This window comes from Advenella mimigardefordensis DPN7 (genome assembly GCF_000521505.1).
Lineage (GTDB): Bacteria > Pseudomonadota > Gammaproteobacteria > Burkholderiales > Burkholderiaceae_B > Advenella > Advenella mimigardefordensis.
In genome coordinates this window covers 689094-715642 of record NZ_CP003915.1, presented here as the reverse complement: position 1 = coordinate 715642, position 26549 = coordinate 689094, and the positions used below count along the sequence as shown (strand labels likewise).

At 54.8% G+C, this 26549-nt stretch carries 18 protein-coding genes; 7 read left to right on the top strand and 11 right to left on the bottom strand.

Annotation, left to right across the window (positions count from 1 at the left end; genetic code table 11):
* The first annotated feature begins 361 nt into the window (after nucleotides 1-361).
* Nucleotides 362-1720, top strand: a complete 1359-nt coding sequence (locus tag MIM_RS03335) for a GntP family permease (protein WP_025371347.1) — start codon at nucleotides 362-364, stop codon at nucleotides 1718-1720.
* A gap of 293 nt (nucleotides 1721-2013) precedes the next feature.
* Here MIM_RS03335 and MIM_RS03330 read toward each other — a convergent pair whose 3' ends face one another.
* The 3 genes from MIM_RS03330 to MIM_RS03320 are packed head-to-tail and all read right to left on the bottom strand — an operon-like array spanning nucleotide 2014 to nucleotide 7067.
* Nucleotides 2014-2520: an acetone carboxylase subunit gamma gene (locus MIM_RS03330; RefSeq protein WP_025371346.1), complete on the bottom strand. Its 507-nt coding sequence runs from the start codon at nucleotides 2518-2520 to the stop codon at nucleotides 2014-2016.
* Nucleotides 2521-2578: 58 nt separating this feature from the next.
* Nucleotides 2579-4903, bottom strand: coding sequence for a hydantoinase B/oxoprolinase family protein (locus tag MIM_RS03325; protein ID WP_025371345.1), 2325 nt, complete (start codon nucleotides 4901-4903; stop codon nucleotides 2579-2581).
* Between the two features lie 16 nt (nucleotides 4904-4919).
* On the bottom strand, nucleotides 4920-7067 hold the full coding sequence (locus MIM_RS03320) for a hydantoinase/oxoprolinase family protein (RefSeq protein ID WP_025371344.1): 2148 nt from the start codon (nucleotides 7065-7067) through the stop codon (nucleotides 4920-4922).
* A 525-nt stretch (nucleotides 7068-7592) separates the two neighbouring features.
* Here MIM_RS03320 and MIM_RS03315 point away from each other — a divergent pair.
* Entirely contained in the window at nucleotides 7593-9653 is a 2061-nt protein-coding gene (locus tag MIM_RS03315) for a sigma-54-dependent Fis family transcriptional regulator (protein ID WP_025371343.1), read from the top strand.
* Nucleotides 9654-9785: 132 nt separating this feature from the next.
* On the opposite strand, the gene MIM_RS03310 is transcribed toward MIM_RS03315, so the two are convergent.
* The 7 genes from MIM_RS03310 to MIM_RS03275 all read right to left on the bottom strand — a co-directional run bounded on the left by MIM_RS03310 (nucleotide 9786) and on the right by MIM_RS03275 (nucleotide 16850).
* Nucleotides 9786-10796, bottom strand: a complete 1011-nt coding sequence (locus MIM_RS03310) for an aldo/keto reductase (RefSeq protein WP_144084579.1) — start codon at nucleotides 10794-10796, stop codon at nucleotides 9786-9788.
* 40 nt (nucleotides 10797-10836) lie between these two features.
* Nucleotides 10837-11838, bottom strand: a complete 1002-nt coding sequence (locus MIM_RS03305; protein ID WP_025371341.1) for an asparaginase — start codon at nucleotides 11836-11838, stop codon at nucleotides 10837-10839.
* 393 nt (nucleotides 11839-12231) lie between these two features.
* A complete protein-coding gene (locus MIM_RS03295) occupies nucleotides 12232-13323 on the bottom strand; it encodes a tartrate dehydrogenase (RefSeq protein WP_025371339.1) in 1092 nt (363 codons plus the stop codon).
* Between the two features lie 84 nt (nucleotides 13324-13407).
* Complete coding sequence (locus MIM_RS03290; RefSeq protein WP_025371338.1) at nucleotides 13408-14202, bottom strand: ABC transporter permease; 795 nt, start codon at nucleotides 14200-14202, stop codon at nucleotides 13408-13410.
* 1 nt (nucleotide 14203) lies between these two features.
* Nucleotides 14204-15013, bottom strand: coding sequence for an ABC transporter ATP-binding protein (locus MIM_RS03285; protein ID WP_025371337.1), 810 nt, complete (start codon nucleotides 15011-15013; stop codon nucleotides 14204-14206).
* A gap of 4 nt (nucleotides 15014-15017) precedes the next feature.
* Nucleotides 15018-16052, bottom strand: a complete 1035-nt coding sequence (locus MIM_RS03280) for an ABC transporter substrate-binding protein (protein ID WP_025371336.1) — start codon at nucleotides 16050-16052, stop codon at nucleotides 15018-15020.
* A 300-nt stretch (nucleotides 16053-16352) separates the two neighbouring features.
* Complete coding sequence (locus MIM_RS03275) at nucleotides 16353-16850, bottom strand: DNA-deoxyinosine glycosylase (RefSeq protein WP_025371335.1); 498 nt, start codon at nucleotides 16848-16850, stop codon at nucleotides 16353-16355.
* A 127-nt stretch (nucleotides 16851-16977) separates the two neighbouring features.
* On the opposite strand from MIM_RS03275, the gene MIM_RS03270 reads away from it, so the two are divergent.
* Complete coding sequence (locus MIM_RS03270) at nucleotides 16978-17760, top strand: transporter substrate-binding domain-containing protein (protein ID WP_025371334.1); 783 nt, start codon at nucleotides 16978-16980, stop codon at nucleotides 17758-17760.
* A 23-nt stretch (nucleotides 17761-17783) separates the two neighbouring features.
* On the opposite strand, the gene MIM_RS03265 is transcribed toward MIM_RS03270, so the two are convergent.
* Nucleotides 17784-18719 carry a LysR family transcriptional regulator gene (locus MIM_RS03265; RefSeq protein ID WP_025371333.1) on the bottom strand — a complete coding sequence of 312 codons (936 nt, stop codon included), beginning with the start codon at nucleotides 18717-18719 and terminating at the stop codon, nucleotides 17784-17786.
* Nucleotides 18720-19056: 337 nt separating this feature from the next.
* Here MIM_RS03265 and MIM_RS03260 point away from each other — a divergent pair, with 337 nt between their 5' ends.
* The 4 genes from MIM_RS03260 (at nucleotide 19057) to MIM_RS03245 (ending at nucleotide 26411) form a co-directional block, all read left to right on the top strand.
* Nucleotides 19057-20055, top strand: coding sequence for a Bug family tripartite tricarboxylate transporter substrate binding protein (locus tag MIM_RS03260; RefSeq protein ID WP_025371332.1), 999 nt, complete (start codon nucleotides 19057-19059; stop codon nucleotides 20053-20055).
* Between the two features lie 35 nt (nucleotides 20056-20090).
* Nucleotides 20091-20531: a PaaI family thioesterase gene (locus tag MIM_RS03255; protein WP_025371331.1), complete on the top strand. Its 441-nt coding sequence runs from the start codon at nucleotides 20091-20093 to the stop codon at nucleotides 20529-20531.
* Between the two features lie 74 nt (nucleotides 20532-20605).
* On the top strand, nucleotides 20606-23923 hold the full coding sequence (locus MIM_RS03250) for an acetyl-CoA carboxylase family protein (protein ID WP_025371330.1): 3318 nt from the start codon (nucleotides 20606-20608) through the stop codon (nucleotides 23921-23923).
* Nucleotides 23924-23951: 28 nt separating this feature from the next.
* Complete coding sequence (locus tag MIM_RS03245; protein WP_025371329.1) at nucleotides 23952-26411, top strand: CaiB/BaiF CoA-transferase family protein; 2460 nt, start codon at nucleotides 23952-23954, stop codon at nucleotides 26409-26411.
* The last annotated feature ends 138 nt before the right edge of the window (nucleotides 26412-26549 follow it).

Sequence of the window (26549 nt, the reverse complement as noted above, 5' to 3'; positions counted from 1 at the left end):
CATCATTGTGAACAAGCCACCCACGACTGGCAAGCCAGTTTTTCTTAATAGCCTTTACTTTTTCTGACGAGCCGCCGCCCTCCAATCGGATAGCGGACGTCACTGCGCCATCAGCCTCCAACTCACCCGTCTCCCGTCTCCCGTCTCCCGTCTCCCGTCTCCACTTTCCATACGATAAAACCAGCGTTACTGTGGGTTCCCCAGATAGCGAGATCGTAATTAAAACGCCAGTTTTAGTCTGGCCGCCATGTGCGCCGGCACGCCGGCCAGATACAGAATTCAGGAAAAATTAAGATACAATCGCCGGATTATTCTGTACTCTATCTAAATCTTTAATAGCAATTGAATTAGGACAACTGAAATGTACCTGGTCGCCATTCTTGCCATATTGATCGCGCTGATCGTCCTGGCAACAACCAAACTCAAACTCCATCCATTTCTGGCCCTGCTTGCGGCGGCATTTATCGGCGGCTTCATGTATCAGGTGCCGCTGCTGGATATTGTCAAACACATTACCACCGGCTTTGGTGGCATCATGGGCAGTATCGGGATTGTGATTGTACTGGGCACCATCATCGGTGTCATTCTGGAAAAAACCGGCGCCGCCATTACAATGGCCGACAGCATCATCAAACTGCTGGGCAATCGCTTCCCCACATTGACCATGTCTGTTATTGGCTATCTGGTTTCGATTCCCGTATTTTGCGATTCAGGCTACGTCATTCTGAACTCGCTGAAAGAAGCGATTGCAAAACGCATGAATGTCTCGCTGATCGCCATGAGCGTGGCACTGGCAACCGGTTTGTATGCAACACATACCTTCGTACCGCCAACACCCGGGCCCATCGCAGCTGCCGGTAATCTGGGTCTGGGCGACAATCTGGGTCTGGTGATTCTGGTGGGGCTGGTGGTTGCTGCAGTGACGGCGCTGGCCGGTTTGTTCTGGGCTAATATTTTCCTGAAAAAAGACATTGAACTGGAAGCACCGGTGGTGGCTACCGGTCCGAATCAGGAGCTGATGAAAACCCGCGAAGAATATGGTGTACTGCCCAGCGCAACGCAGGCGTTCACTCCCATCTTCCTGCCTATCATCCTGATCTGCATTGGCTCGGTCGTTGCTTTCCCCAGCAAGCCATTTGGTGAAGGCACGTTTGCCAATATCCTGCTGTTCCTGGGACATCCTGTCGTCGCGCTGCTCGCGGGCATGATCTCTGCCATGTTCCTGCTCAAAGGCTCAGGCAAACGCCAGCAGTTCCATGACTATGTGGCCGAAGGGCTGACTTCTGCGGCACCGATTCTGCTGATCACGGGTGCTGGTGGTGCATTTGGCGCAATTCTCAAAGTAACGCCACTGGGTGACTATATCGGCACCACCTTATCGGCCATGGGCATTGGGCTGTTCATGCCCTTTATCGTTTCGGCTGCGCTCAAAACCGCTCAGGGTTCAACCACCGTTGCACTGGTCACCACTTCAGCGCTGGTCGCGCCGATGCTCGGCCAACTGGGCCTGGATAGCGAAATGGGACGTGTGCTGACTGTGATGGCCATTGGCGCTGGTGGCATGACTGTATCCCACGCCAACGACAGTTTCTTCTGGGTAGTGACTCAGTTCAGCCGCATGCGCGTTTCAACTGCCTATTATGCCCAGACCGTAGCCACGCTGATTCAGGGTGTCGTTGGGATGATAACAATATGGCTGCTTAGCCTGGTTTTACTGTGAAGACAAACGGCAGACAGTGTTAATGGCCGTACCCGACCCGACAAAGCAACCGCGTCGGTACCGGTCGCAAGCGCAACCGACAAGTTGTCCAGCAAATTGTTCCACACACTAAGCTGATCGATCGAACTGCACTCTGCAGAAACACCGCATAACCCAGGGCCCTATCACAAAATGCTAACCACATAGCATGCGTGATAGGGCCCTGGTGTTTACAAACGTATTTAATACACGCAGGCGCAGGAAGCCGGAGCGGAGCGGAGCAGCGCCAGCCCGCTCCGGTTAACTATGCCAGGCTATTTGCCTTTCTTCGGCACAGGCAACCCAAGCCAGTCTTTATAGAACGCCTCGATGTCCGGCGAAAAATCGTGAATCACGGGATACCAGGGTGTGGGCGCTTCCACATCCAGCATGACACCGCAATCGGGGCAATAATATTCCCGATAGACTTGCCATTGCGTGTCAGGCGCCATGAGAAGTGGATACACCTCTTCCATCGCTTGCGGCGTATCGCGCACGAAAATCGCTGCCTCCAGTTTCCAGTTCTTGTCGTAGGCGCAAAATTCATGTCCGCACTCACATTTGGTAATCCATTCACCTGTTTTTGCCGAGCGCACGATATGCAGATGCGGCCCCAGCGGCAGAATGATTTCATCTGCCCATGACATTTTGGATTGCAACACCTCGCGGTACATTTCAAAGCGTTCCTTGTCCTTGGGCATCTGCAACATGCGCAAGGTGGTGTCCCAATCAAGTTTTCCGTCAACCAGATTGCTGACCTGTTCCTTTGTATAAACTGACATCATTTATCTCCAATCGTTTTGTAGCGGGACCGGCGAACCTGGCGCCGGTCCCTGCCAATTACTCTTCTACCAGCACAACGGTACGAACATCGGGCATCTCGGATAGATCGTTGCGATACTTCGCGCCAAAGGAGGGCACGCCCAGTTCGGATTCGGGCAACGACCAATCGGCTGGCAGATCCCAGAACGATTTGAATTCGTTGGTAAATTTCTCGCTCAGCCCGAAGCTGGTGGAGTACATATGACGTACCGGCAATGAGGCGTCTTTGGCGATAATCCGTTCGCGCTCCTGTTTCATCCAGTCGCGTACCGGCACGGCGCGTTTCAGCCGCGCCTGACGGATCTCCTTACGCCGCGCGATGGTTTTATCCTCGTCGATCGTCCATACGCCAGCTTCATCCTTGGCAATGACCGCTCCATAAACACGTTCAGCGTATTCAGGCAAAACGAATCGGCTGTTGAGATCCCGGGCAATGGCCTGTGGCTCACGATCCAGAGGATCGCCAAATCCCGGGCCACCACGAATGTAATTCAGATACAGATCATGATCATCGAAGACGGTTTCGGTTGTCATGCATTGCTTGTCGCGTTTGACCACCGCACCCTCGTTCAGATGCTGCTCATATAGCGGCGAATTGGGATTGGCATCTGCACCCAGCGGCAGTGACTGGCGATTGGCAATGCGATCTTTCAAACCGGTATGGTGTGCTTCGAAGCGGTAACCGCTGGCAGCAGGATAACCGCCCATCAGACCCCAGTCACTGTTCATATAGCCGTTGCCAGAAAAGAACATGGTCCAATCCTGTGCATGCCAGACCATACGCAGGGTTTCCAGACCGCAACCGCCGCGATACTTGCCATAGCCACCGGAATTACATTTGACATTACGCCCCATGAACAGCAGTGGCTCTGCCATTTCCCAGATTTCGATATCGCCCATATCGCCTTCGGGATTCCATACTGCGGCAGCGTGGTTCAGTCCATCCTTCACTGCGCAGGCGCCGGTGCCGGTTGCCGCCGTCTCGAAACTATTGACAGCATGAATCTCGCCGTCCTGGTTGATCCCGCCGCCCTGCAGCCAGTTACTGGTATTACCGTTACCGGCATTGACCTCCTCCAGATAGCCACGGCTGAAATAGGACTGACTCATGGCGCGCCACATGCCGGTCCAGGCAGAAACGAGGTAATGCCAGGCGTCGGAATGAGCGGTACGACGGTCATCCGGATTCATCCAGGTTCCTTTCGGAATATGAAACTCGGTAGCGTAATAAGCACCGTCGTTAATCCGTTGGGTGGGCACCAGCGTCTGGGTCAGCATCACCCAGATCCCGCTGGTGAACGCCACCTGATTGGCATTGAAGCTATGCCAGCACCAGCGGCTGCCACCTTCGAAGCTCATGCGCCACGAGGCATCCGGACGAATGGTGAGTTCGGTAGGGGCGTGCATGATGGTATTCATCTTGGCGTAGGACGAGGTGAGGTTCACATCCTCATGGTCATAGGGCACGTCAACAAACGCCACCTTACGATACACGCCGGGAATGGTCATGTCTTTGAGCCGCTGGCGCAGCCCGCGACGCCCTTCTTCGATGATTTCGTAGGCAAACTTTTCAAATGCCTCGACACCTTCGCTTTCAATCACTTCCTCGACCAGCGCCCGAATCATATGGCAGCCGGCAATCCGGGTACGTTCATCCAGAATCAGGTACTTCGGCGTGCGGGTTGAGCGCTGGCTTTCATGCAGCCAGTCGCGCATAGGTTGATCATTGACGCCCGTCTTGCGGCAGGTGGTCATATACCCATCGCCAAATCGCTGTGTCTGCCCGGTAGACATGGAACCCGGACTGATGGAGCCGGTATCGATCACGTGCGTTACGCCACCCACCCATCCTACCAGCCGATCCGCCCAGAAAATGGGAACAATCGTAGCAATATCGCAAGGGTGAACGTTACCAATGGTGCAGTCGTTGTTGGTGAACATGTCACCCGGATTGATACCGGGGTTCGCTTCCCAATCATTTTCGATCATATACTTGATCGCCGCACCCATGGTACCCACGTGGATAATAATGCCGGTTGAAGTGAGGATACAATCGCCTGCCGCGTTATAAAGCGTAAAGCACAGTTCGCCTTCCTGTTCCACGATAGGAGAGGCCGCGATTTTCTTGGCGGTTTCGCGGGCATGAACCAGTCCGCCGCGCAGCCGGGAAAACATTTTCTCGTAGCGAATCGGGTCCGTTTCCTTCAGGGCCAGTTTCGTCAGGCCATTGTAGTACCCGGTCTCACGGGTTTTTGACAGTACCTCCCCGCGATGCTCGCGCAGCGTCTTGCCATTGCCCAGCAATTGCCCCGGACCAAATACTTTTTTGGTCATCATATTCATGTGTGTCTCCTGTTTTCTATTTGATTTCTTTCAGATGGAACAAGCGATGCGTGTCCAGTCTGGTTTCAAATCCTTTGGGCACGACAAATGTGGTCGAATCCGATTCGATCACTGCAGGGCCAACGATATGGTTTCCTGCCTGCAGCTTTTCCATCGACCAGACATCGGCCTGCTCCCACTGCTTGCGTCGGTAGAATGCCCGCTTGCCCAGCAATGCCTCTTGCGGCGGCGTTTCCCCCACTAGCGGCTCTTCCGGCAACTCCGGTTTTTTCGACACCACGCTACCACGCATGATGGCACTGGTTACACCAAATCCGAGTTCGGGCGAACTGGCAGAGGTAGCGTAAACGCGCGCATAGGTTTGATCAAACGCCTCTACCAGTTTTTCCCAATCGGCCACAGTGGCCGCAGCACTGATAGGAGAATCGATTTCAAGATCATTCAGCTGACCGAGATACTGCATGCTATAACCCGGACGAAGCAAGACATCTTCTCGCTTGAAGCCGTTGATAATGAACTCCTCGATTACCTTTTCTGCCAGCTCGGCCCAGGCTTCAGTCAGGGTTTTGCCTGCGGCCATCTTGACGTCATCACCGGCTGTAGGAGGAACGGCGACGTCCACACTTTTATCGTAGCGGTATTCGTACTCGGCACAAGCGCAGCCAAAAGCAGAGAAGCCGGCGGCCCAGGCAGGCACCACGACATCTTCAAAACCCAGCCCTTCCGTATAGCCATAGGTGTGAACGGGGCCTGCCCCGCCATAGGAGAAGCAGACGAAATCGGCCGGGTTATAGCCCTTGGCACTGATAATGGAGCGGGTATATTCACGCAGTTGCAGGTCAAGCAACTCAATCACACCGGACGCCGCGTCTTCGACGGACAGCCCCAGCGGATCGGCGATCTGCTCTTTCATGCAGCGACGCGCGCGTTCAACGTCAAGCTTGATCGCGCCGCCCAGGAAATTGTCTGTATTCAGATAGCCCAGAATCACGTGACAATCGGTCACAGACACCGTATCAAGGCCACTTTCGGGCCAGCACATACCCACACGGTAGCCGGCACTATCGGGGCCGAGCTTGATGGCTCCGCTGTAAGGATCGATACGCACAAAACTGCCGGCACCCGCACCCACCGAATCCATCGCGACCAGCGGCAACGACAGCACCAGCCGCGCCATGTCGGGGTCCGACTTGATGGCAAAATTGCCTTTGGTGATGAGCGCCATGTCAAAGCTGGTACCACCAATATCACTGCACGCGATATTGTCGTAGCCGAGCAGTTCGCCCAGATATTTGGAGCCGATCACCCCGCCAATCGGACCGGATACAATCGTGCGGGCCAGTTCCTTGGCGCGCCAGCCAATGGTGCCGCCATGCGTAGCCATGACCCGCAGATCGAACTTGCCGCCATGTTTCCTGAAACGGTCACTGACTCGTTTGAGCGTTGCGCGTGACGGTTCTGCCGCATAAGCTTCGAGCACGGTCGTATTGGTGCGGTGACTTTCCTTTCTTGACGGATAGTAATCAATCGTCGCAAAGACGGGAATCTCTTTGCCCAGTTTTTTAAGTTCGTCCAGGCAGAGATCACGGGCGCGCTGCTCGTTGGTTCCGTTTTTATGCGATTGCAACAGACTGATCACGATAGCCTGTGAGCCATTCCGGACCAGCTCGCGTGTGGCCGAGCGCACTTCGTCTTCATTTAGGGGAATGACGATTTTTCCCTGTACATCGGTTCTCTCAGTAACGCCGCGTGTACGGGAAAGCGGCACCAGCGGTTCATCATAGCGGTGGGTATTCAGATGAATGCGATCCTCCAGCGCATAACCGAGGTAGCTTTGCAGCGCCCGGCCCATTGAATGGATATCTTCAAACCCTTTATTGCACATGAGGCCGACATCCAGCCCCTTGCGCATCACAACGCGATTGAGCATCGCCGTACCTGAATACACGCAGGTGAGCAGTTCGGGATAGACATCTTCGACACTGCGCCCCCACGCAGCCAGCGCGTCTTGCGATGATTCATAAATGGCCTGAGATTCGTCGCCTGGATTACTTTGCGCCTTGCCCACCACGAACCGCCCATCGCTGCTGACGAAAAAGGTATCGGTCATCGTGCCGCCGGCATCGATACCCATTACCTGAACGGGCATAGATTCAGTTTGCATAATTTATCTCCGAATGATTTTTGACTTCGCATCCCGAGATCCGCACCGTTGGTGCGACATCAGGACGGCTGCACAACAGATCTGTCTGTTGCGTAGCGCTATCAGCAAATTTCGGGCCAGTTTTTTTCTCAGGAATTTAATTATTTGATTTTTCGAAAAAAAATTTCTTCTATGGCGGAAAAAATTGGTATTTACACCAAGTTATTTTCCCGATAGTGATCGTTCGAATTCCGTTCGAAAATAGAATGGACGTACAAAATTCGAACGTAAATAGGCAGGCGCGACAGACCATGAACGGCACACTTTAAAAAGTATCCGCCTTACCGCAAATGCAAGCGTCTTCGGTTTTTCATATATTGCAAAGTAACGGCGCGCAGCGTTATAGTCGATACGTTATCAATACGTTGCAGGCGATACGCAGGGAGTACGTACCCACACTGCACCCATGCTCATCATCGCCAAATTGCAAGCCTATCAGACCGGTCGCGGTAAAGACGGCCGGCACCCAATGCAACCGGAGACACTATGATCAACATAGAGAGAGCACAAAGACTATCGGATCCTCATAAAAATGACCTCGTCATGTCTGCCTGGGAACGCCTGGTTCATGGCAATCCCTGTGAATCGAACGTGCTGCGGCCCCTTGTCACAGACTCCTGGCAACGCTGCCTGCATGCCCATATCGACCCCTTTCAGCCGAATCTCGCGCCGGCCCTGGAAGACACCTCTTTTCGCGACCTGCAGAACCGCCACGCTGCGCTGCTCTCCATTTGTCGTCCAGTCATGCAAATGGCTCGGGACGATCTGGACAATACCGGCGCAATCATGATGATTACCGATCCACAAGGCGTTATTCTCTCTATCGAAGGTGATAGTCGTACACGCACCGATGCGGAAAACGTGTCCCTGATGTCCGGACACAACTGGAACGAACTGGCTTCCGGCACCAATGCTATCGGTACGGCGCTGGTTACCGGGTCACCGGTACAAATTCATGCCGCCGAACACTTCTGCCATCCGGTCAAGGATTGGACATGTACCGCAACCGTTATCCGCGATCCGCTGAACGGCAATATACTTGGCGCGGTCAATATATCAGGGAGACAGAAAACCTATACACCAAACACCCTGGCATTTATTGCAACCACCGCCAGCCGAATCGAAAACCTTCGGGCCAACTCCGAACTGCGCTTTCGTTGTCAGTTGCTGGAACACAGTATGGATAAATTGGCCTGTAGTCAGGATGGCATCATCATTGTGAACAGACACGGAACACCGATCACAATGAACCGCCATGCCAGGGCGGCGCTGCATGCCTGGGCTATCCACCTCAAATGCAACGCGCTGGCAAGCATTCCATCACTGAATCTGGCCGATGACATTGCCGACACATCGTTACCTGACTGGATCAATCCCGAGTGGCTGGAGACCGTCACCATCCAGGGCACACGGGTCGGCACCATTCTGACGATTCCGCGTGCCAAACCGCAGCAAACCGTCTGTCTCAGCAAGCAACCCGAATTGGCCATTCAACAAAGGCGCACCACACGTTCGCCGGCCTTCTCCCGTATTATCGGCCATGCGCCGCCACTCCTGACCGCAATCGATCAGGCACAGCAACTGGCCGCAGTCAACGTCCCGGTGCTGGTGCTGGGTGAAACAGGTGTCGGTAAGGAAAACATCGTTCGCGCCATGCATCAGTTCGCACAGGATAGTCGCCTATCTGATGCCACGACAGGCGCGGGTGCGCAGGCCCCCCGTCCTTTTGTCGCCCTCAACTGCGGCGCACTCTCCGCAGACCTGCTTGCAAGCGAGCTATTTGGCTATGCCGATGGTGCATTCACAGGCGCCCGCAAAGGTGGCATGACAGGCAAAGTGGAAGCCGCCCATGGCGGTACTCTGTTTCTGGATGAAATCGGTGAAATGCCACTGGCACTGCAGCCGCATCTATTGCGCGTACTGGAGGAAGGAGAAATCTACCGTATCGGAGAAACAAGCCCGCGGCAAATTCAGTTTAAACTCATCGCAGCCACACATCGAAATCTGCAACATGAAGTGGCCCAGGGACGCTTCCGTGAAGATTTGTATTATCGACTGTCGGTCACCACCATACGGTTGCCGTCATTGCGTGAAATGGCAGAAGACATCCCCTTGCTGGCGACACATCTATTGCAGCGCTTCGCCGAACAATATCATGCTGGCGTAAAATCCATTTCGGATGAGGCCATGGCGTGGCTTTGCCAGTATCGGTGGCCGGGTAATATTCGGGAGTTGCGCAATACAATCGAAAGCATGTATCTCACGTCTACCACCGCTCAATTGCACATCAGCGATCTGCCCGCACACTTACTGGCGGAGTCCATATCCGGTTCTGATCCGGCGAGCCAGTCGTCCCCAATTCTGTCGGGTGGGCTGCAGGTTGCAGAATCACAGGTGATTCAACAAGCCCTTCGGGCCTGTCGCGGCAACCTTACACTCTCGGCACAGCAGCTGGGTGTCGCAAAAAGTACGCTCTATGCGAAACTCAATAAGTTTGGTCTGATTGGTCAGTTACATAAAATAAGGCAGGAACGTCAGGCATCGTAAACGACGTCAGCCCATTGAACCTATATTGAACTGAACGCGCTGCTCATGACCACGATCAGGCGTCACAAGATCACACGTGCCTGCCATTCTTGCCCCTGCCGTTACCGGTGGTTGTCCGGTAACGGTCTACCTTTATGACCCATAGGGCACCCTGCCCCGTATCGGATGACCCGGATCATTGTAGCCAGGCGTAGACGCATGCCCCGGCGTGACCAGTGAATCAACCAATGCTTCGTCTTCTGCTGTCAGGCGGTATTCCAGCGCTTTCTGATAAGCCTGCCATTGTTCGAATGTGCGTGGCCCGACAATGGCCGACGTGACATATTGATTGTTCAACACCCAGGCCAACGCAAAATCGGCAGCAGAAATACCCCGCGCTTCCGCATGCGCCTTGATGGTCTGCGCCACCAGCAGCGACTCGGTACGAAATTCCGTTTGCGCAATACGTTTGTCGCCACGACCGGCACGCGAATCGGCGGGCGGTGGCGCATCCGCCGCATATTTGCCGGTCAGCACGCCACGCGCCAGCGGGCTGTAGGATATCACGCCAATTCCATAGTTTGCCGCAGCAGGCAACTGCTCTACTTCCGCATTGCGTGAGACCAGATTGTATAAAGGCTGGCTGGCCACCGGACGATCAATACCCAGCTCATCAGCCAGCCTGACGGTGTCAGCGATTTTCCAGCCACGAAAGTTCGACACGCCGAAATAGCGCAACTTGCCCTGACGAATCAGATCAGCAATGGCACGAATCGCTTCTCCCAGCGGCTCCGTGGGGATCTCGCGATGCATGTACAAAATATCAATATAGTCCGTACCCAGGCGCTTCAGGCTTGCTTCCACAGACTGGATAATCCACTTGCGGGAAATGCCCCGTTCATTAGGCCCCTCACCGGCAGGGTTGCCCAGCTTGGTCGCCAGCACCCAGAAATCACGACTGTCTTTAAGGGCACGCCCCACTACACGCTCGGATTCACCGCCGTTATAGACATCTGCGGTGTCAATGGAATTGATGCCCCGCTCCCGTGCATCCTGAATAATCCGATGCGCCTGCGCCTCATCCGTCTGCTGACCAAACATCATGGTCCCTAACGTAAGGGGAAATATGCTCAAACCGCTTTTACCCAGATACCGATATGACATGATATTTCCTTGTGCTAATACATTTGAAATAAACTGTTAATTACACTGACCAGGCGGCCAGCAGGCTGGCCAGCGCATCGCGACCGAGCCCGTTCCAGAGGGCGGCAGCAAGCAGCAGCCGGGCCTTGCGCGGGCACAACCAGCCACCCATCAGGATGCCGTGCTGCTGCAAATCAATTTCTGCTCCCTTATAACCATACACGGCGGTGGTGGTGCTACCTGCGCCGGTACGGCTGCACATAATGACAGGCACCTGCGCGACTGCCGTCACCAGCGCATCACGCAGCGATTCTGACGCATGTCCCGAGCCAAACCCGGCAACGACGATACCAGCATACCCTGCACTCACCGCATAAGAGACGATATCCGGGTCGTCATCCAGACTATGCTCCAGCAACAACACCTTGTGCTTATACGCGGGCGGCACCGGCAGGCGCGGCCTTTGCTGCGTATCACGCAGATACTGCGGCCGTCCTTCCACAACCACGCCGACTGGCCCGAATACAGGCGAGACAAATGCATCAACATGCGTCGTATGCATTTTGCGCACACGCCGCGCCTCGTGAATATCATCATTCATGACCACCAGTACGCCGCGATCGCAACTGTTATCGTCGGCAGCAACCTGTACGGCAGCCAGCAGATTGGCGCTGCCATCGGCGCCCGGCATTTGCGGGTTGCGCATAGCCCCCATCAGCACTAGCGGCTGGTGCCGGTTCCAGAATAAATCAAGCAGAAACGCCGTCTCTTCCAGTGTATCGGTGCCCTGAGTCACAACCACACCCTGCGCGCCCTGATCAATCTGCTGCCCGGCCCATGCCAGCGTATCAAACAGATGCTGGAAACGAATAGAACCACTGGCGATTCTGGCCAGCGTATGCAATTGCAGTGTGGCGGCCTGTGCCAGCCCTGGTACAGACCGGGCCAGTTCCTCGGCGCCCAGGTTCGAGCTCACGCCCTGGCTGCCCGGCGTGCCGGTCATGCTGATCGTGCCGCCCAGGGCACCAATGGAAATAATGGGTTTATGGTCGATGTTGCTCATACTCATTCTTTTGCAAATAGGTCTGACAGTACACTTTAACGGATAAATCCGGCGGTGCATCGACCATACGAAAACGAAAACGAAAACCGGATGATGCTGAAATATACCGTGCCTGCAGCGCTCTGTATGCAAACAGCCTGGAAAGATGCCCCGTTGAACGATGCGCAGGTAAATCATGCACAGCCAATAAATAGCTTACAGATACATGCAAATATCTTTCAGATCTATACCGAACAGATTCTCGATGCTGCCGTTAGCAATCGTTTGATTATCACACGATAACAGATAAAAAAATCGTCAGTAACGGTCAAACCGTTCTGACGATCGTCCTTTTTACTATGGCGATTCATCGGGAAAACACCGGCGTTTAACGGCTTCCGAAACTTGCCTACCTTACTGCTGACCGGCGACCAGTTGCGCAATCGCCTTGCCCATCTCGGTCGTGCCTGCCTGCCCGCCCAGATCGGGCGTCTTTGGCCCATTCACCAGCGTCGCTTCCACCGCTTGCATAATGCAGTCTGCTGCTTTTTGCGCTTCCGGATTATCACCTGCGAAAAACGCCAGCATCATCGCCCCTGACCAGATCATGGCTACCGGATTGGCAATGTTTTTGCCATAAATATCGGGCGCGGAACCATGCACCGGCTCGAACAGAGAAGGAAAATCACGTTCAGGATTCAGGTTTGCCGACGGCGCGATGCCGATGGTGCCCGTGCATGCCGGCCCCAGATCAGACAAAATATCGCCAAACAGATTAGAAGCCACGACCACATCAAACCGGTCCGGCTGCAAAACAAAACGGGCGCTCAGGATATCAATATGCTGCTTGTCCCACTTCACGTCCGGGTACTGTTTGGCCATCTCCACGACCCGCTCGTCCCAGTAGGGCATGCTGATTGAAATACCGTTGGACTTGGTGGCTGCCGTCAGTGTCTTGCGTTCCCGCTTGCTGGCCAGTTCAAAGCCGTATTTCAGAATACGATCCACGCCCTTGCGGGTAAAAACCGATTCCTGCAGCACGACTTCCCTGTCGGTGCCTTCAAAAATCTTGCCACCCACTGAGGAATATTCGCCTTCGGTGTTCTCACGCACCACCATAAAATCAATATCGCCCGGCTTGCGATTGGCCAGCGGACATGGCACGCCCGGCATCAGCCGCACAGGGCGCAAGTTCACATACTGATCAAATTCACGACGGAATTTAAGCAGGGAACCCCACAGGGAAATATGATCCGGCACTTTGTCAGGCCAGCCGACCGCGCCGAAATAAATCGCATCGAACGATTTGAGCGTTTCAAACCAGTCGTCGGGCATCATCTGCCCGTGCTTTTCATAGTAGTCGCAACTGGCCCACTCAAATTCGGTAATGGCCAGATTCAGCTTGAATTTCTCATTCACGGCCTGCAGAACCCGCAGCCCCTCCGGCATGACTTCCTTGCCGATACCATCTCCGGGTATAGCGGCGATCTTAATCTGTTTGGTCATAACTACACATTCCTGGCGTTGCAACGCCTTGATAGGTTAAGGATGATAAAGCGATTGCCCCGGCGGTGCTCCCGGGACAAATGACTACAGCTTTTCGGTTTCACCCGCTGCCGGGCGCCAGGTGAGCGCATACTTCTCGGTAATGCTGACAATACCGTCCAGAATAAGGGCAAAGGCCGTCAGCACGATGATGCCGGCCACCACCGTATTAATATCGAAGGTCCCTTCGGCCTGCAAAATCAGGTAGCCTACACCACTGGCAGATCCCAGATACTCGCCAACGACCGCCCCCACGAAGGCCAGGCCGACCGACGCATGCAGGCTGGAGAAGACCCAGCTGGTGGCTGACGGTATATAGACGTGACGCAGTAACTGGCGTCGGTTGGCGCCCAGCATGCGCGCATTATCCAGCAACGTTGGGCTTACTTCCCGGATACCCTGAAAGACGTTGAAGAACACGATAAAGAACACCAGCGTAAAGGCCAGCGCGACTTTGGAACCAATGCCCAGCCCGAACCACAGGGCAAAGATAGGCGCAAGAATCACCCGTGGCATGGAGTTCAGTGCAGTCAGGAATGGATCAAGCACCAGGCTGGCCGTGCGGGACAGCCCCAGCCACAGGCCAAAGCCCATGCCGAAGACCGTACCCAGAAAAAATGCCAGCAGGGTTTCAACCAGCGTGATGCCCAAATGCATGTAAATATCGGCATTAACAACGAACCAGTTCCAGATGACCTCGGCCACGCCCAGCGGCTGGCCGAAGAAAAACGCCGCCGTGTCATTCAGTGAAATAAGATACCAGGCACCCAGCAGCACAATGACGATCAGCAGTTGCCACGCGCGGTAGTTTTTGGGTGAGGGTTTAATGGCGTTCCACATATTACTTCCGTTTTTGTTGATCGTAGCCTTTGAGAACCTCGTCCCGCAGGACGCTCCAGATAGCCTGGTGAAGTTCAACAAAGCGCGGATGGGCACGCACCTCGGCCACATCGCGCGGACGCGGCAGATCGATGTGAAACTCGCCCATGATATGGGTTCCGGGGCCTGCCGAGAGCACGACGACCCGGTCGCTCATGGCAATAGCTTCGTCAAGATCGTGGGTGATAAACAGCACGGCCTTGCGCTGCTTCATCCAGATATCGAGCACTTCATTTTCCATCAGTTGACGGGTCTGGATGTCCAGCGCCGAAAACGGTTCGTCCATCAGAATGATATCGGGATCGCGGATCAGTGTTTGCGCCAGCATCACGCGCTTGCGCATGCCGCCGGACATTTGATGCGGGTATTTATACTCGGCCTGGGACAAGCCCACGCGGCGCAGCCAGTCCAGCCCCTGGCGCCTGGCCTCTTCCTTGCCCGTGCCCGCGAACTCCAGACCAGCCGTTACATTGTCCAGCGCGTTGCGCCACGGCAGCAGCGCTTCACCCTGGAACATATAACCGGCCCGCTTGTTGATGCCCGACAGGGGCTGGCCGAACACCCGCACCTGTCCTGACGAAGGGGTGAGCAGGCCTGCCCCCACATTGAGCAACGTTGATTTGCCACAGCCTGTGGGTCCAACCACGGAAACGAATTCCCCGGGTGCGATATGCAGCGTCGCATCCCGGACTGCAGTGTACTTCTTGTCACGATCATCCCGGGAGACGAACGTGCAGGTGATATTGTCCAGGCTTAAAGCAGGATCAGTCATAACATCAGGCATTGGCTTTATCGGTAAATTCATTGGTCCAGCATTTGGACAGGTCAATAGCATCGGCCTTGAATCCTGCAATATAGGCGGCCTGCGCCTTCAATGAGGTTTCTGCGCCCAGCGGGTCAATCTTGCCATCGGGAGAGAGCCCTTCGAAGCTTCTGGTGAGGGCCAGCTTGTACACTTCGGGGTCACCCAGCAGATAATTCTTGGGTACTGTTTTCATGATTTCGTCCGGACCGGCAGTCTGAATCCACTTGTCGGCCTTGACCATGGCGTTGGTGAGCGCCTGCACCGTGCCTGGATTTTCATCGATATATTTCTGCGAGGTGTACAGGCAGCCGGCAGGCATAGGACCACCGAAAATCGCCTGCGTATCTTTCATTGTGCGCGTATCGGCAATGGTGAAAATGTCACCGGTGCCGTCAAGCAGGCTGATGACCGGATCCAGATTACTGAGCGCATCGATCTGGCCGGCACGCAGGGCGCTGACTGCGCCGGCGCCGCCACCCACCCCAATAATGGACACATCGGAGTCTTTCATGCCGTGTTTATCCAGAAAGAAACTAACCAGCATATTGGTGGAAGAGCCTGGCGCGGTGACGCCGATTTTCTTGCCTTTGAGGTCTGCCGGCGTTTTGTAACCTGCCAGTGTTTTCTTGTTGCCTGCAAGGACAATCATGGGCGCGCGCCCCTGCAGCACAAACGCACGGAAAAACTGTTTCTTCGCCTGCAGGTTGATGGTGTGTTCAAACGCGCCCGAGCACACATCGGCACTGCCGCCAACAACAGCCTGCAGGGCCTTGGAGCCGCCGGCAAAATCGGCAATCTTGACGTTAAGCCCTTCGTCCTTGAAGAAGCCCTTTTGTTCCGCAATGGTCAGCGGCAGGTAGTACACCAGACCTTTGCCGCCAACGGCAATAGACACATCGGTTTTTTCCAGCTTGGGTGCATTCTGCGCCAGGCCGATACCTGGCCAGACAGTTGCCAGGCCGGACAAACCGGCGGCCTTCAGTAAATGACGACGTGAGAGACTCATGTGTTGCTCCTTGGTTTTTGTTCTGGAAGAGGTTGATTGATGACAACTGGAATTGCGCTGTGCCGGTTCGAACCGTTCCGGGCATCCGCCGTATTGTCCCTGCGAATCCAGCCTGCCATACAGGGCAAAAGCCCCTGACGACGGATCGGCAAAAAAGCGACGGATGATAGGCGCAGCATGTACAGCGGCGAACCGGGGTATTGTATCAGAACCCTATAGGGGGAAGACAATCGTGATTATTACCAAGACGCACCCGTCGGGCCGCGGCCCCGGCAGTACGACATCGGCACAGCGACAAGGTCAGACCCGGCCTTGCGCAAAAAACGGCTGCCATTGCTGCAGCTTGGCCGCAAACGCCAATGTGTAGGCGGGGCTGCTTGAAGGCAACGTCTGCGTCCGGATGTGTTCGGGAATATGCGATTGCCCCGCTTTGGCAGCCGCCTTACCATTGAACCCCACGTATTGCAGTGCCGGTGCCGCCGCAAAAAGCGTATGCAAGGGGTTAAGCTGACCCCGACGGATCGCGCTATCCAGACTACCCACCCGTTCGCAGCCTGAGTAAACATCCCACAGCCCGATTCTGTGTGCCAGCAGGGTCGCCGTCCGCGCCTCGTAGTCCATGGTATCCATGGGTTCATCCAGAATCGTGCCCATCAGACGCCAGAACTGGTTTTGCGGATGCCCGTAGTAACCCCGGCGCGCAAGCGATGCTTCTGATGGAAAACTCCCCAGAATGAGATGCGTAATATGTGGCGAATATAGCGGTGCAAAGCCCGTCAGCCAGGGCGAGGTATTCATTGTGTCAGTGTTTTTGATTGGACATGCAGCAGCCAGTTTACCCGTATATTGGGTTAAGCCTGATTGTATTGCATCTGAAATTGCGCCAGACTAGCTGTTTTGCTCATCCTTGTTTCGGAGAAGAACCATGAAAAAAACCTTGCTGTCCGCCCTGCTCTGCACCCTGCCGCTTTCGGTATTGGCGCAGACAGCCCCCGATACGCTCAAACAGGTGACCGACAGCAAGACCCTGCGCGTCTGCACGCCAGGCGATTACAAACCGTTCAGTTTCGACCAGGGCGGACATTTTGAAGGTCTGGATATTGACCTGATGAATGCGCTGGCCGGTACCCTGGGCGCCAAAATGGAGGTCGTCAAAACCAGCTGGGCCAACCTGATGGCCGATTTCACCTCCGGCAAATGCGATATCGGTGCCGGCGGCATATCCGTTTCTGTCGAACGCCAGAAAAAGGCTTTTTTCAGCGCGCCCTATATGGTAAACGGCAAAACGCCTATCGTTCGCTGCGAAGATAAAGAGCAATATCAAAGCATTGATGCCCTGAATCGTCCGGAAGTGCGGATTGTGGCCAATCCGGGCGGCAGCAATGAAAAATTTGCTCGCACCATGCTACCAAAAGCCTCGCTCACCATGCACAAAGACAATCTGACCATCTTCGATGAGGTGGCCAACGGCAAAGCCGATGCCTTTGTAACGGAAGCGGCTGAAGCCCGCGTCCAGAGCAAACTGAATCCAAAACTGTGCGCCGTCAACCCGGATCAGCCGCTGCAATATGCCGAAATGGGCTACCTGATTCCAGACAATGACATCCGGTTCAAGTTGTATGTCGATCAGTGGATGCACCTGCTCAAAGCGAGTGGCCAGTACGATGAGATGGCTGAAAAATGGATCCCGGCTGATCCGGCAAAATAATACCGCGAGGGAGAATCCCGCGGTCATGGCGTATCAGCCAGCCACTCCACCCCCACGCAACTGAATTGCTGAACATATGGTCGCAGTAAACCGATCAGTTCACCCTGAAGTGCATTCACCGTATGCGGGTTGCGGTTGATCACCGGACTGCCAATGATCACTGTTCGCCACAGATGAGGGCTAACGATGGGTGCGCCAACTATACGTCCTGCGTTCAGCATAGGCGTAATCGGCATGACCGGCAAAATGGTGTAGCCCACCCCGCGCTCAACCAGGTCCAGGATGACGGCGGTGCTGTCTGATTCCGCTACCGGGTTCAGGTTGACCCCAATGATGGTACATGCACGGTCGATGACATTGCGCAGACTTTGTGCTTCCGGAACCACCATGGGCTTCTTCGCAACTTCAGCAAGGTTGACAGGGTGAGATGGTGATAAGCCGCAATCAGGCAGTCCCACAACATAAATGGGTTCGCGAAATACCGGTGAGGTCACAAGCATCTCGGATTGCAAATAATCGCCCATAAGGCAAATATCCAGCTTGCCGTCCTCCAGGCCATCTTGCAGGAAATCCGAAAAGCCGGCAGCGATTCGGACTTTCAGGTCCGGGTATTGCCGACGCAAAGAGGTAACCAGTGGCCCGGCAAGGACAGAGGCCAGACCAGGCAGCATACCGATAGCAACTGAACCCATCAGGTTCGCGGCAGCTGCGCCGATTTCAGCTTTAGCTCGATTAAGCCCCTTGAGTGAAACCCGCACCTGATCGACGAAGCGCCGACCTGGCACGGTCAGTACCATGCCAAGGCGATTTCGCTCAAACAACGGCGCACCTAGCTCATCTTCCAGTTGCTTCAATTGTCGGGACAAAGCAGGTTGAACGATATGAAGCAGTTCGGCTGCCTTGGTCAGGCTACCCGTTTCCGCAATCGCCAGGATGGTCCGAAGTTGTCTTAAGTCCATCGTCAGTTCACCCCACTTGAGATCTATGCCGAACCGCTATAGCTGTCAGAGAAAGAAGTGAATTGTGTCACAGATGCACGCAAATTACTATTACATCACTGAATTGCACGAGCATAACCACTACTTAGCCAGGCTTTTAGCAGTAAAGAAATTCGACTGACGATCACCCACAGTCGCCCCAAGCCATCCAATGGTATGAAAAGTTCCACAAGGGCTTTTCTGATTTAACTGCTTCGTCAAACAGTGTCAGTCAAAAGTTGAGCATTCAATAAAAATCTCCAGCGCCCGTACGCATAATCGTATGGACGAATGGAGGTAAAAATTTTCGGAGACAAAAATGCTGACAAGTTACACCTTGAACCGCCGAGTGTTCGCGGTATTGCCAATGCTCGCCGTCGCGTCGACATTGTTTTTTTCAAATAGTGCCCGCGCTGCAGACTGGCCGAGCGGGCAACCTATCAACATCATTGTGCCGTTCGCGCCAGGTGGATTCACAGACTTGATTGCACGGCGCCTTGCGCTTGATCTGGGACGTGAATTGAAAACAAGCGTAGTTGTTCAGAACAAAGCGGGTGCAAGCGGACAGATCGGCAGCGCAATCGTTGCCCGAGAGAAGCCCGATGGATACACCTTGCTGGTTACGGCGACTCAGCACGTCATCTATCCCGCCTTGCAACCTCATCTGCCATATGATCCAAAGAAAGACTTCTCAAACATAGCGATTCTGGCGCTGGCGCCAAACGTGCTATTGGTGCCGGCTCAATCCCCCGTCAACAGCGTAAAAGAATTGGTTGACTATGCGAAAAAGCAGCCGGACGGCCTTGCCTTCGGATCAAGCGGCGTAGGCGGTTCTGCTCATTTGTCGGGCGAACTGTTCAAACTCGTATCGGGTGCGAATCTGCGCCATATCCCTTATAAGGGCGCAGCACCTGCAGCCACCGACCTGATTGGTGCACAAATTCCATCCGCATTCCTGGACGCGACATCTGCCTCAAGCTTTATTCAAAGCGGCAAGGCCAGGGCACTGGCGGTTACCTCAAAGCAGCCATTGCCTTCATTGCCATCAGTGCCAACCATCGCTGAATCCGGGTATCCCAGCTACGAATCTCAAGCCTGGGTAGGGTTGTTTGGACCGCCAGGCCTACCCACAGAAATAATTACCAAGCTCAATCACATCGCACAACAAGCCAACACGAAAGAGGACAACATCAAATGGCTGTCCGACAACAACTCCGTTACCGTGAAGTTATCGCCGCAACAAGTCACTGCGTTCATTCATTCAGAGCTCGATAAATGGCAGCAGGTTGTGAACGAAGCACACGTCACTGCCCAATAATCTTTAGTTTTTTTTGTATACCAGAGGATCCCAGCTTGAGCAGTGCAAATAATCACAAAGCCAGTATAGAGGCAGATGACTTTCAATTGAAGCACTTTGGCATTGATGTGCCCTTCATGAACCATATTGGCCTCCAAAGTATCAGTCTCGATAATGACTGTTGCCGCACACACTTGAAATTGAAACGCGAGCTCGTCAACAGTCGGGGAGACATTCACGGTGGCGCGTTGATGAGCGCACTGGATTTCACATTGAGCGTCGTGGCGCGTGCTCACGACCCGCTCAATGTGGGCGCAGCAACGATTGATATGTCGACGTGTTTTTATGAACCTGCCCAATCGGACGTGGACATTATTGCCACATGCAAACGACGCGGTAAAAGTATTGCATTCTGCGAGGGTGAGGTTCAAGACCGAGACGGCGGCGTTTTGGCTGTTGCACGTGCCGTATTCAAACTGGTGCCGAGAGTGCGGTGAACGTATTGCTCAGCTTCCAATACGCAGTATCTGATGTTAGGTAAGTAAACGATTTAGAGAAAAACTAGGAAATCATGAAGAAAATTTTGGTTGCCAACCGTGGCGAAATTGCAGTTCGCCTCCTTCGCGCCGTACGCGATCTGGGCATGCACAGCGTGGCGGTCTATTCGAGTGACGACGCCAATTCACGACATCGTATTCTGGCAGACTCGTCGGTTGCATTAAATGAGGCAGGTCCTTCTGCCTATATCGATATCAATGCAATTATCACCGCAGCCCAACGGGAAAGCTGCGATGCTATCCACCCTGGTTACGGCTTTCTAAGCGAGCGTCCGGATTTTGCTCAGGCATGTGCAACTGCCGGCATTACCTTCATTGGACCTGAGGTCAGCCAATTGGCCTTGTTTGGGGACAAGGGCAGCGCTTTGCAACTTGCACGGGAGTGCGACGTACCGGTGATGCCCGCCACGCCTGGAGGTGCGTCGCTGGAAGCAATCACGCGGTTTTTCGATGAACAGGGCGGAGTGGGTATCGTCATCAAGGCAGTGGGTGGTGGTGGCGGTCGCGGTATGCGTGTCGTCAAAACCAGAGCAGAAATCCCTGAATTCTATGCGCGCTGCCGATCCGAGGCGATGTCCGCATTTGGGGTAGATTCCCTCTATGCGGAACGCCTGGTCAACCGTGCACGTCACATCGAAGTACAAATTGTGGGAGATGGCACACATGTCATTGCGCTGGGCGAACGCGATTGCACTTTGCAACGTCGCTTCCAGAAGGTGGTTGAGATCGCTCCCAGCCCTGTTCTGGATGCCCGCTTGCGTACCGACATTCTCGCTGCAGCCAGCAAGCTCGCATCGAAGGTGAACTACCGCAGCCTGGGTACGTTCGAATTCCTTGTTGAGGAAGATGAAAGCGGTGTACAAACGGATTTTGTGTTCATTGAGGCCAATCCGCGTCTTCAGGTCGAACATACGATCACCGAACAGGTGACCGGAGTGGATCTGGTAGCATTGCAAATTGGCATTGCGCAAGGAAAGCAGTTGGACATGCTGGGTCTGGACCCGGCAAAGCCGCCACAGCCAAAAGGCTATGCCATTCAGGTGCGAGTGACGGCAGAGTCCACCGACGCCCATGGCCTGGCACGACCGGCGCAGGGTCGTCTGGAACGTTTTGACCCACCTACGGGTCCTGACGTGCGCGTGGATACACACGCCTATAGCGGGTACGCGCCCGCGCCGGCCTTCGATACACTGTTGGCAAAGCTGATCGTATCGAGCGCTACGGATGACTTTTCAAATGTCGTCAGGCGTCTGCGACGCAGTCTGGCCGAATTCCGAATCGCGGGCATTGCGACGAACATTCATTTGCTTAAAGCACTGGTCGATCGCGATGACTTCCGCCTGCAAAAGAACCATACCCGCTATATCGAATCGACTCTACCGGAACTGCTTGAGACGGCTACTCAGCTCGAAAGCGAACAGGCGTCGCAGGATCAACTGATTGGAGAAACAACGCGTCCTGCTTCTGCATCACCCGCTGCGAAAAACCTCAATCAGGAAGTATTTGAAGAGGGACTCGTCGCCTCGCGTGCGCCCTTGAGCGGGCGTCTTGTCGAAATGTCAGTCGGCATTGGCGATGTGGTTTTAAAAGGCCAGCCCATTGCGGTTATCGAGGCCATGAAGATGGAGCACTCGGTTACCGCTGAGGTCAATGGACGCGTCGTTGAAATACGAGCAGAAAAAGGAAATCAGGCGACTGAAGACGACGTCCTGGTTGTACTGGAACAGGATCTGAACAGCACAGATGCACAAGCCGCTGCTGAAACAGTCGATTTAACGGCCATTCGCGCCGATTTACAAGCGGTCCTTGATCGCCATGCGATTCTGTACGATGACGCTCGTCCCGACGCGGTGGCCAAGCGGCGTGCTCGCGGGCAACGCACCGCCCGTGAAAACCTCGCTGATCTGTGTGATGACGGTTCCTTTGTCGAGTACGGTGCATTGGTCATTGCCGCACAGGCGAGCCGCCGCACGAAAGAAGATCTGATCGTCAACACGCCTGCTGACGGTATCGTTACAGGTCTCGGCAACATCAACGGTGACCTCTTTGGATATGAATCGTCGCTCAGTGCGGTCATGGCCTATGATGCAACGGTTCTGGCCGGCACGCAGGGCAAGCGCAACCACATCAAAACCGACCGTATGGTGGAACGTGCGCGTCGGGACGAGCTACCGTTTGTACTATTCGCCGAAGGGGGGGGAGGCCGCCCCGGCGATGTAGACTTCCCATTCGTATCCGGCTTGTACCAACCGTCCTTTGCTGCACTGGCCGAACTCAGCGGCGAAGTGCCCCTGCTGGGCATCGTGTCTGGCCGATGCTTTGCGGGCAACGCCGCCTTTCTGGGTGTCTGTGACGTCATCATCGCAGACAGGAATTCAAATATCGGCATGGCTGGCCCCGCAATGATTGAGGGCGGTGGTCTGGGAGTATTCAAGCCGGAAGATGTAGGCCCGGCAAGCGTGCAGTTTGCGAACGGCGTCATCGACATACTTGTGGACAATGAAGCTCACGCCGTTGCTGTCGCCAAGCATTATCTGTCGATGTTTCAGGGCAGAACGAAGGACTGGTCCGCCCCAAACCCACTGGAGCTGCGGCATGTGGTGCCAGAAAATCGCCTGCGCGTTTACGACAGCCGCAAAGTCATCGAGGGCATAGCCGACGTGGGTAGTGTGTTGATGCTGCGTGCAGGCTTCGGACACGGCATACACACCGCGCTCGCGCGCATTGAGGGGCAGCCTGTGGGCATCATCGCCAACAACCCGCAACATCTGGGCGGCGCCATTGATGCCGATGCTGCAGACAAAGCCGCCCGATTCATGAATCTTTGTGATGTACATGGCCTGCCGATCATTTCGCTGATCGATACGCCCGGATTCATGGTCGGACCCGATGAAGAGGCAAAAGCTCAGGTGCGTCACGTCTCCCGCATGTTCCTGACCGCTGCCAAATTACGCGTCGCAATCCTCGCCATTGCCCTGCGAAAGGGTTATGGCCTTGGAGCAATGGCAATGGCCGGCGGCGGCTTTCGATCGGCGAGTTGCTCAGTGTCCTGGCCAACCGGGGAGTTTGGCCCTATGGGTCTTGAAGGATCGATCCGGCTGGGCTTCAAAAAAGAACTCGAAAACGTGCCGGAGGGACCGGAACGACAGGCACTCTATGACCAACTCGTGGCACGCGCATACGAACGCGGCCATGCAATCAACGTTGCCTCCACGACTGAAATCGATGCTGTCATCGATCCGGCAGAAACAAGAACATGGATTCGTCAGGGTATTGCGTCCGCATCATTGCGTGCGGACCGCCCCCGTCGCTCCTTTGTCGACGCCTGGTAAGTACGCAATATGAATAGAGGGAACAGATGTGATTAAGCATGAATCGACGGCCTCGCTCGCGCTTGCCGGACTGCGCGTTCTGGAAATCGGCAGCGGAGCGGCACTGGCTTATGCGGGAAAGCTCTTCTCAGACTTTGGAGCTGAGGTCATCAAAGTAGAGGATTGGGAAGGAGACGCGCTACGCTCGTTCCCGCCGTTGCTGGCAAATTCAGATAGAGAGCAGCAAAGCGCACTGAATGCCTGGCTCAACACCAATAAACGCAGCGTCACATTAGGAAGTAACCATGTTGAAGAGCACGCATGGTTATCGCGACTGGCGAAAACCTGCGACGTGGTTCTTGACGCCCGGGCGCTGCGTGAAGGCATCGATGTGCTGAGGCGCCCTGTTTATGGCACACGTGATGCAGCCAATACACAAAATGTGCCTATTGAGGTTTGCCTGACCTGGTTTGGTGAAACCGGTCCGTACAGCCACTATGTGGGAGCGCCTGCAGTCTGCCGCGCTTTGGCCGGTGCTGTCTATGGCAGCGGCGCAGTGGAAGGGCCGCCTCATCTGCCGCATGACATACAAACCGGAATAGTGGCGGGTCTTGCCGCCTTCTCAAGCGCGATATCCGCCTTGCTGGGTGAGTCTGACGGAAGCCGGCGATATGTGCTCAGCATTCATGAACTCGCCTTCTCTGTTGTAGAGATGGAGGTGGGGATGGTCCAGGACGGACGTCACCCCAAAGCGCGATTGGGCGTCAACCGGTTCTGCACGACCCATCCTGGTGGTATTTACAAGGCCCGGGAAGGCTGGATCGGCATTTTCGCGCACACAGGCCCACAATGGGCCGCGCTGTGTGCAGCAATTGGATACCCGGAACATGCCGATGATCCCCGATTCGAAAGCGGTCCAACACGCATCAGACATGCCGACGAGATTGATGCGTTCCTGACGCCAGCCCTGCTTACCCGCACAGCCACAGAATGGTTTGAAGAGCTTGCTAAAGTTAAATTTCCTGCCGTGCTCGTGCCAACAATGGATGAACTGCTTGTGCAATCGGTTCATCGTGAACGTGGCGCATTTGTACCGGTGCAGTCCGGCACCAATCAGTTTGAGGGCGTAGTCGTTCCATTTCCACTCGGCGATGCTGGACCGTTACCGGGTGGTGCAGCACCACTAAAGGGTGCAGACAACCCCTTCTATCGCAGCGAGGATGCACTGGCGCCACGTGTACGCCGCGCCTGCGCGACAGAGATGAAGCCGCCGCTTCGGAAGATTCGAGTAATCGATTTGACCATGGGGTGGGCGGGGCCTTTGGCAGCACGCACCCTCGCGGACTTTGGCGCCGAGGTCATCAAAGTCGAAGGCGCTCAATATCCTGACTGGTGGCGAGGAACGCATTACACCGACGCATTCTACAAAGAGCGGCTGTACGAGAAAAATTCGAACTTTGCGCTGATGAATCGAAACAAGCTGGGCATTACCCTGGATTTGACGCGCCAGGAAGGACGCGCCGTGTTACTCGAATTAGTCAAAACCGCCGATCTGGTCATCGAAAACTATTCGACAGAGGTGTTGCCCAAGCTGGGGCTGGATTACACCGCGCTGACCAAAGTCAATGAGCGGCTGGTCATGGTATCCATGCCCGCATTTGGTGCGGGTAACGACTGGAGTGGCACCCGGGCATATGGCGGCACGCTTGAGCAAGCCAGCGGTCTGCCCCATCATACCGGTTTTGCACAGAATCCGCCCTCGCTCACGTCCTACGCGTATGGCGATCCTGTCGGCGGATGGAACGGCGGGGCTGCTGCCCTACTCTCGCTTTTCGTGCAAGCGCGCACTGGAAAAGGCCGGCACATCAATCTCTCACAGGTTGAATGCATGCTGCCTATGGTGGCGCCATTTATCATTGAGCAGTCTGTTTGCGGGCAAACCATCCCACGCCAAGGTAACGCACACCCCGTATTCGCTCCTCACGGTGTGTATCAGTGTGCCGGCAGTGACGAGTGGGTGGTCCTGAGCATTACCAGCGACACACAGTGGCAGGCTCTGGTCAACCTCATTGAGGCCCGTCAACTCAGCGCCGATGTCACGCTGAATCAGGTCGAGGGTCGTCGTTTACGAAAACAGGAGATCGACGCTCAGATAAACAGGTGGTCCAGACAACGATCTGCAGACAGGGCCATGGGTGAACTGCAACAGGCCGGTATTGCGGCCGGTGTGGTAAATCCAGTGTGGCGGGTTTTGGACGACCCTCACCTCAATGAACGGGAATTTTTCAAAACGATACCTCGTGCCTACCTTGGTAAATATCGGGCGACCACCCCCTGGTTCCGAGAGACGAGCGCAGCAACGGAGATGGTTCGCCCGGCGCCGACGCTGGGCGAACACAACCTCGAGGTATTCGATCGCATACTGGGTATGACAAAGGAACAACAGCAAGCGCTTGAGAATTGCGGCATCACCGGCACAGAGGCAACCCGGAAAGCCGATCGGCAGTAAAAAATGCAGTTTCAGATTAGTTTAAGTAGTTTTCGTATTTGCCTCGCATATCCGGCTGGCTAATGTGGCACAGCGTAACCAGTGAATATCACTATTTGAATTTTTTATTTTCTGTACAAAAACTATTTGGAGACATAT

Excerpts from the sequence above, each read along its gene's own strand:
- MIM_RS03335 (WP_025371347.1), top strand. The coding sequence starts at position 362 with ATGTACCTGGTCGCCATTCTTGCCATATTGATCGCGCTGATCGTCCTG.
- MIM_RS03330 (WP_025371346.1), bottom strand. The coding sequence starts at position 2,520 with ATGTCAGTTTATACAAAGGAACAGGTCAGCAATCTGGTTGACGGAAAA.
- MIM_RS03325 (WP_025371345.1), bottom strand. The coding sequence starts at position 4,903 with ATGAATATGATGACCAAAAAAGTATTTGGTCCGGGGCAATTGCTGGGC.
- MIM_RS03320 (WP_025371344.1), bottom strand. The coding sequence starts at position 7,067 with ATGCAAACTGAATCTATGCCCGTTCAGGTAATGGGTATCGATGCCGGC.
- MIM_RS03315 (WP_025371343.1), top strand. The coding sequence starts at position 7,593 with ATGATCAACATAGAGAGAGCACAAAGACTATCGGATCCTCATAAAAAT.
- MIM_RS03310 (WP_144084579.1), bottom strand. The coding sequence starts at position 10,796 with ATGTCATATCGGTATCTGGGTAAAAGCGGTTTGAGCATATTTCCCCTT.
- MIM_RS03305 (WP_025371341.1), bottom strand. The coding sequence starts at position 11,838 with ATGAGCAACATCGACCATAAACCCATTATTTCCATTGGTGCCCTGGGC.
- MIM_RS03295 (WP_025371339.1), bottom strand. The coding sequence starts at position 13,323 with ATGACCAAACAGATTAAGATCGCCGCTATACCCGGAGATGGTATCGGC.
- MIM_RS03290 (WP_025371338.1), bottom strand. The coding sequence starts at position 14,202 with ATGTGGAACGCCATTAAACCCTCACCCAAAAACTACCGCGCGTGGCAA.
- MIM_RS03285 (WP_025371337.1), bottom strand. The coding sequence starts at position 15,013 with ATGACTGATCCTGCTTTAAGCCTGGACAATATCACCTGCACGTTCGTC.
- MIM_RS03280 (WP_025371336.1), bottom strand. The coding sequence starts at position 16,052 with ATGAGTCTCTCACGTCGTCATTTACTGAAGGCCGCCGGTTTGTCCGGC.
- MIM_RS03275 (WP_025371335.1), bottom strand. The coding sequence starts at position 16,850 with ATGAATACCTCGCCCTGGCTGACGGGCTTTGCACCGCTATATTCGCCA.
- MIM_RS03270 (WP_025371334.1), top strand. The coding sequence starts at position 16,978 with ATGAAAAAAACCTTGCTGTCCGCCCTGCTCTGCACCCTGCCGCTTTCG.
- MIM_RS03265 (WP_025371333.1), bottom strand. The coding sequence starts at position 18,719 with ATGGACTTAAGACAACTTCGGACCATCCTGGCGATTGCGGAAACGGGT.
- MIM_RS03260 (WP_025371332.1), top strand. The coding sequence starts at position 19,057 with ATGCTGACAAGTTACACCTTGAACCGCCGAGTGTTCGCGGTATTGCCA.
- MIM_RS03250 (WP_025371330.1), top strand. The coding sequence starts at position 20,606 with ATGAAGAAAATTTTGGTTGCCAACCGTGGCGAAATTGCAGTTCGCCTC.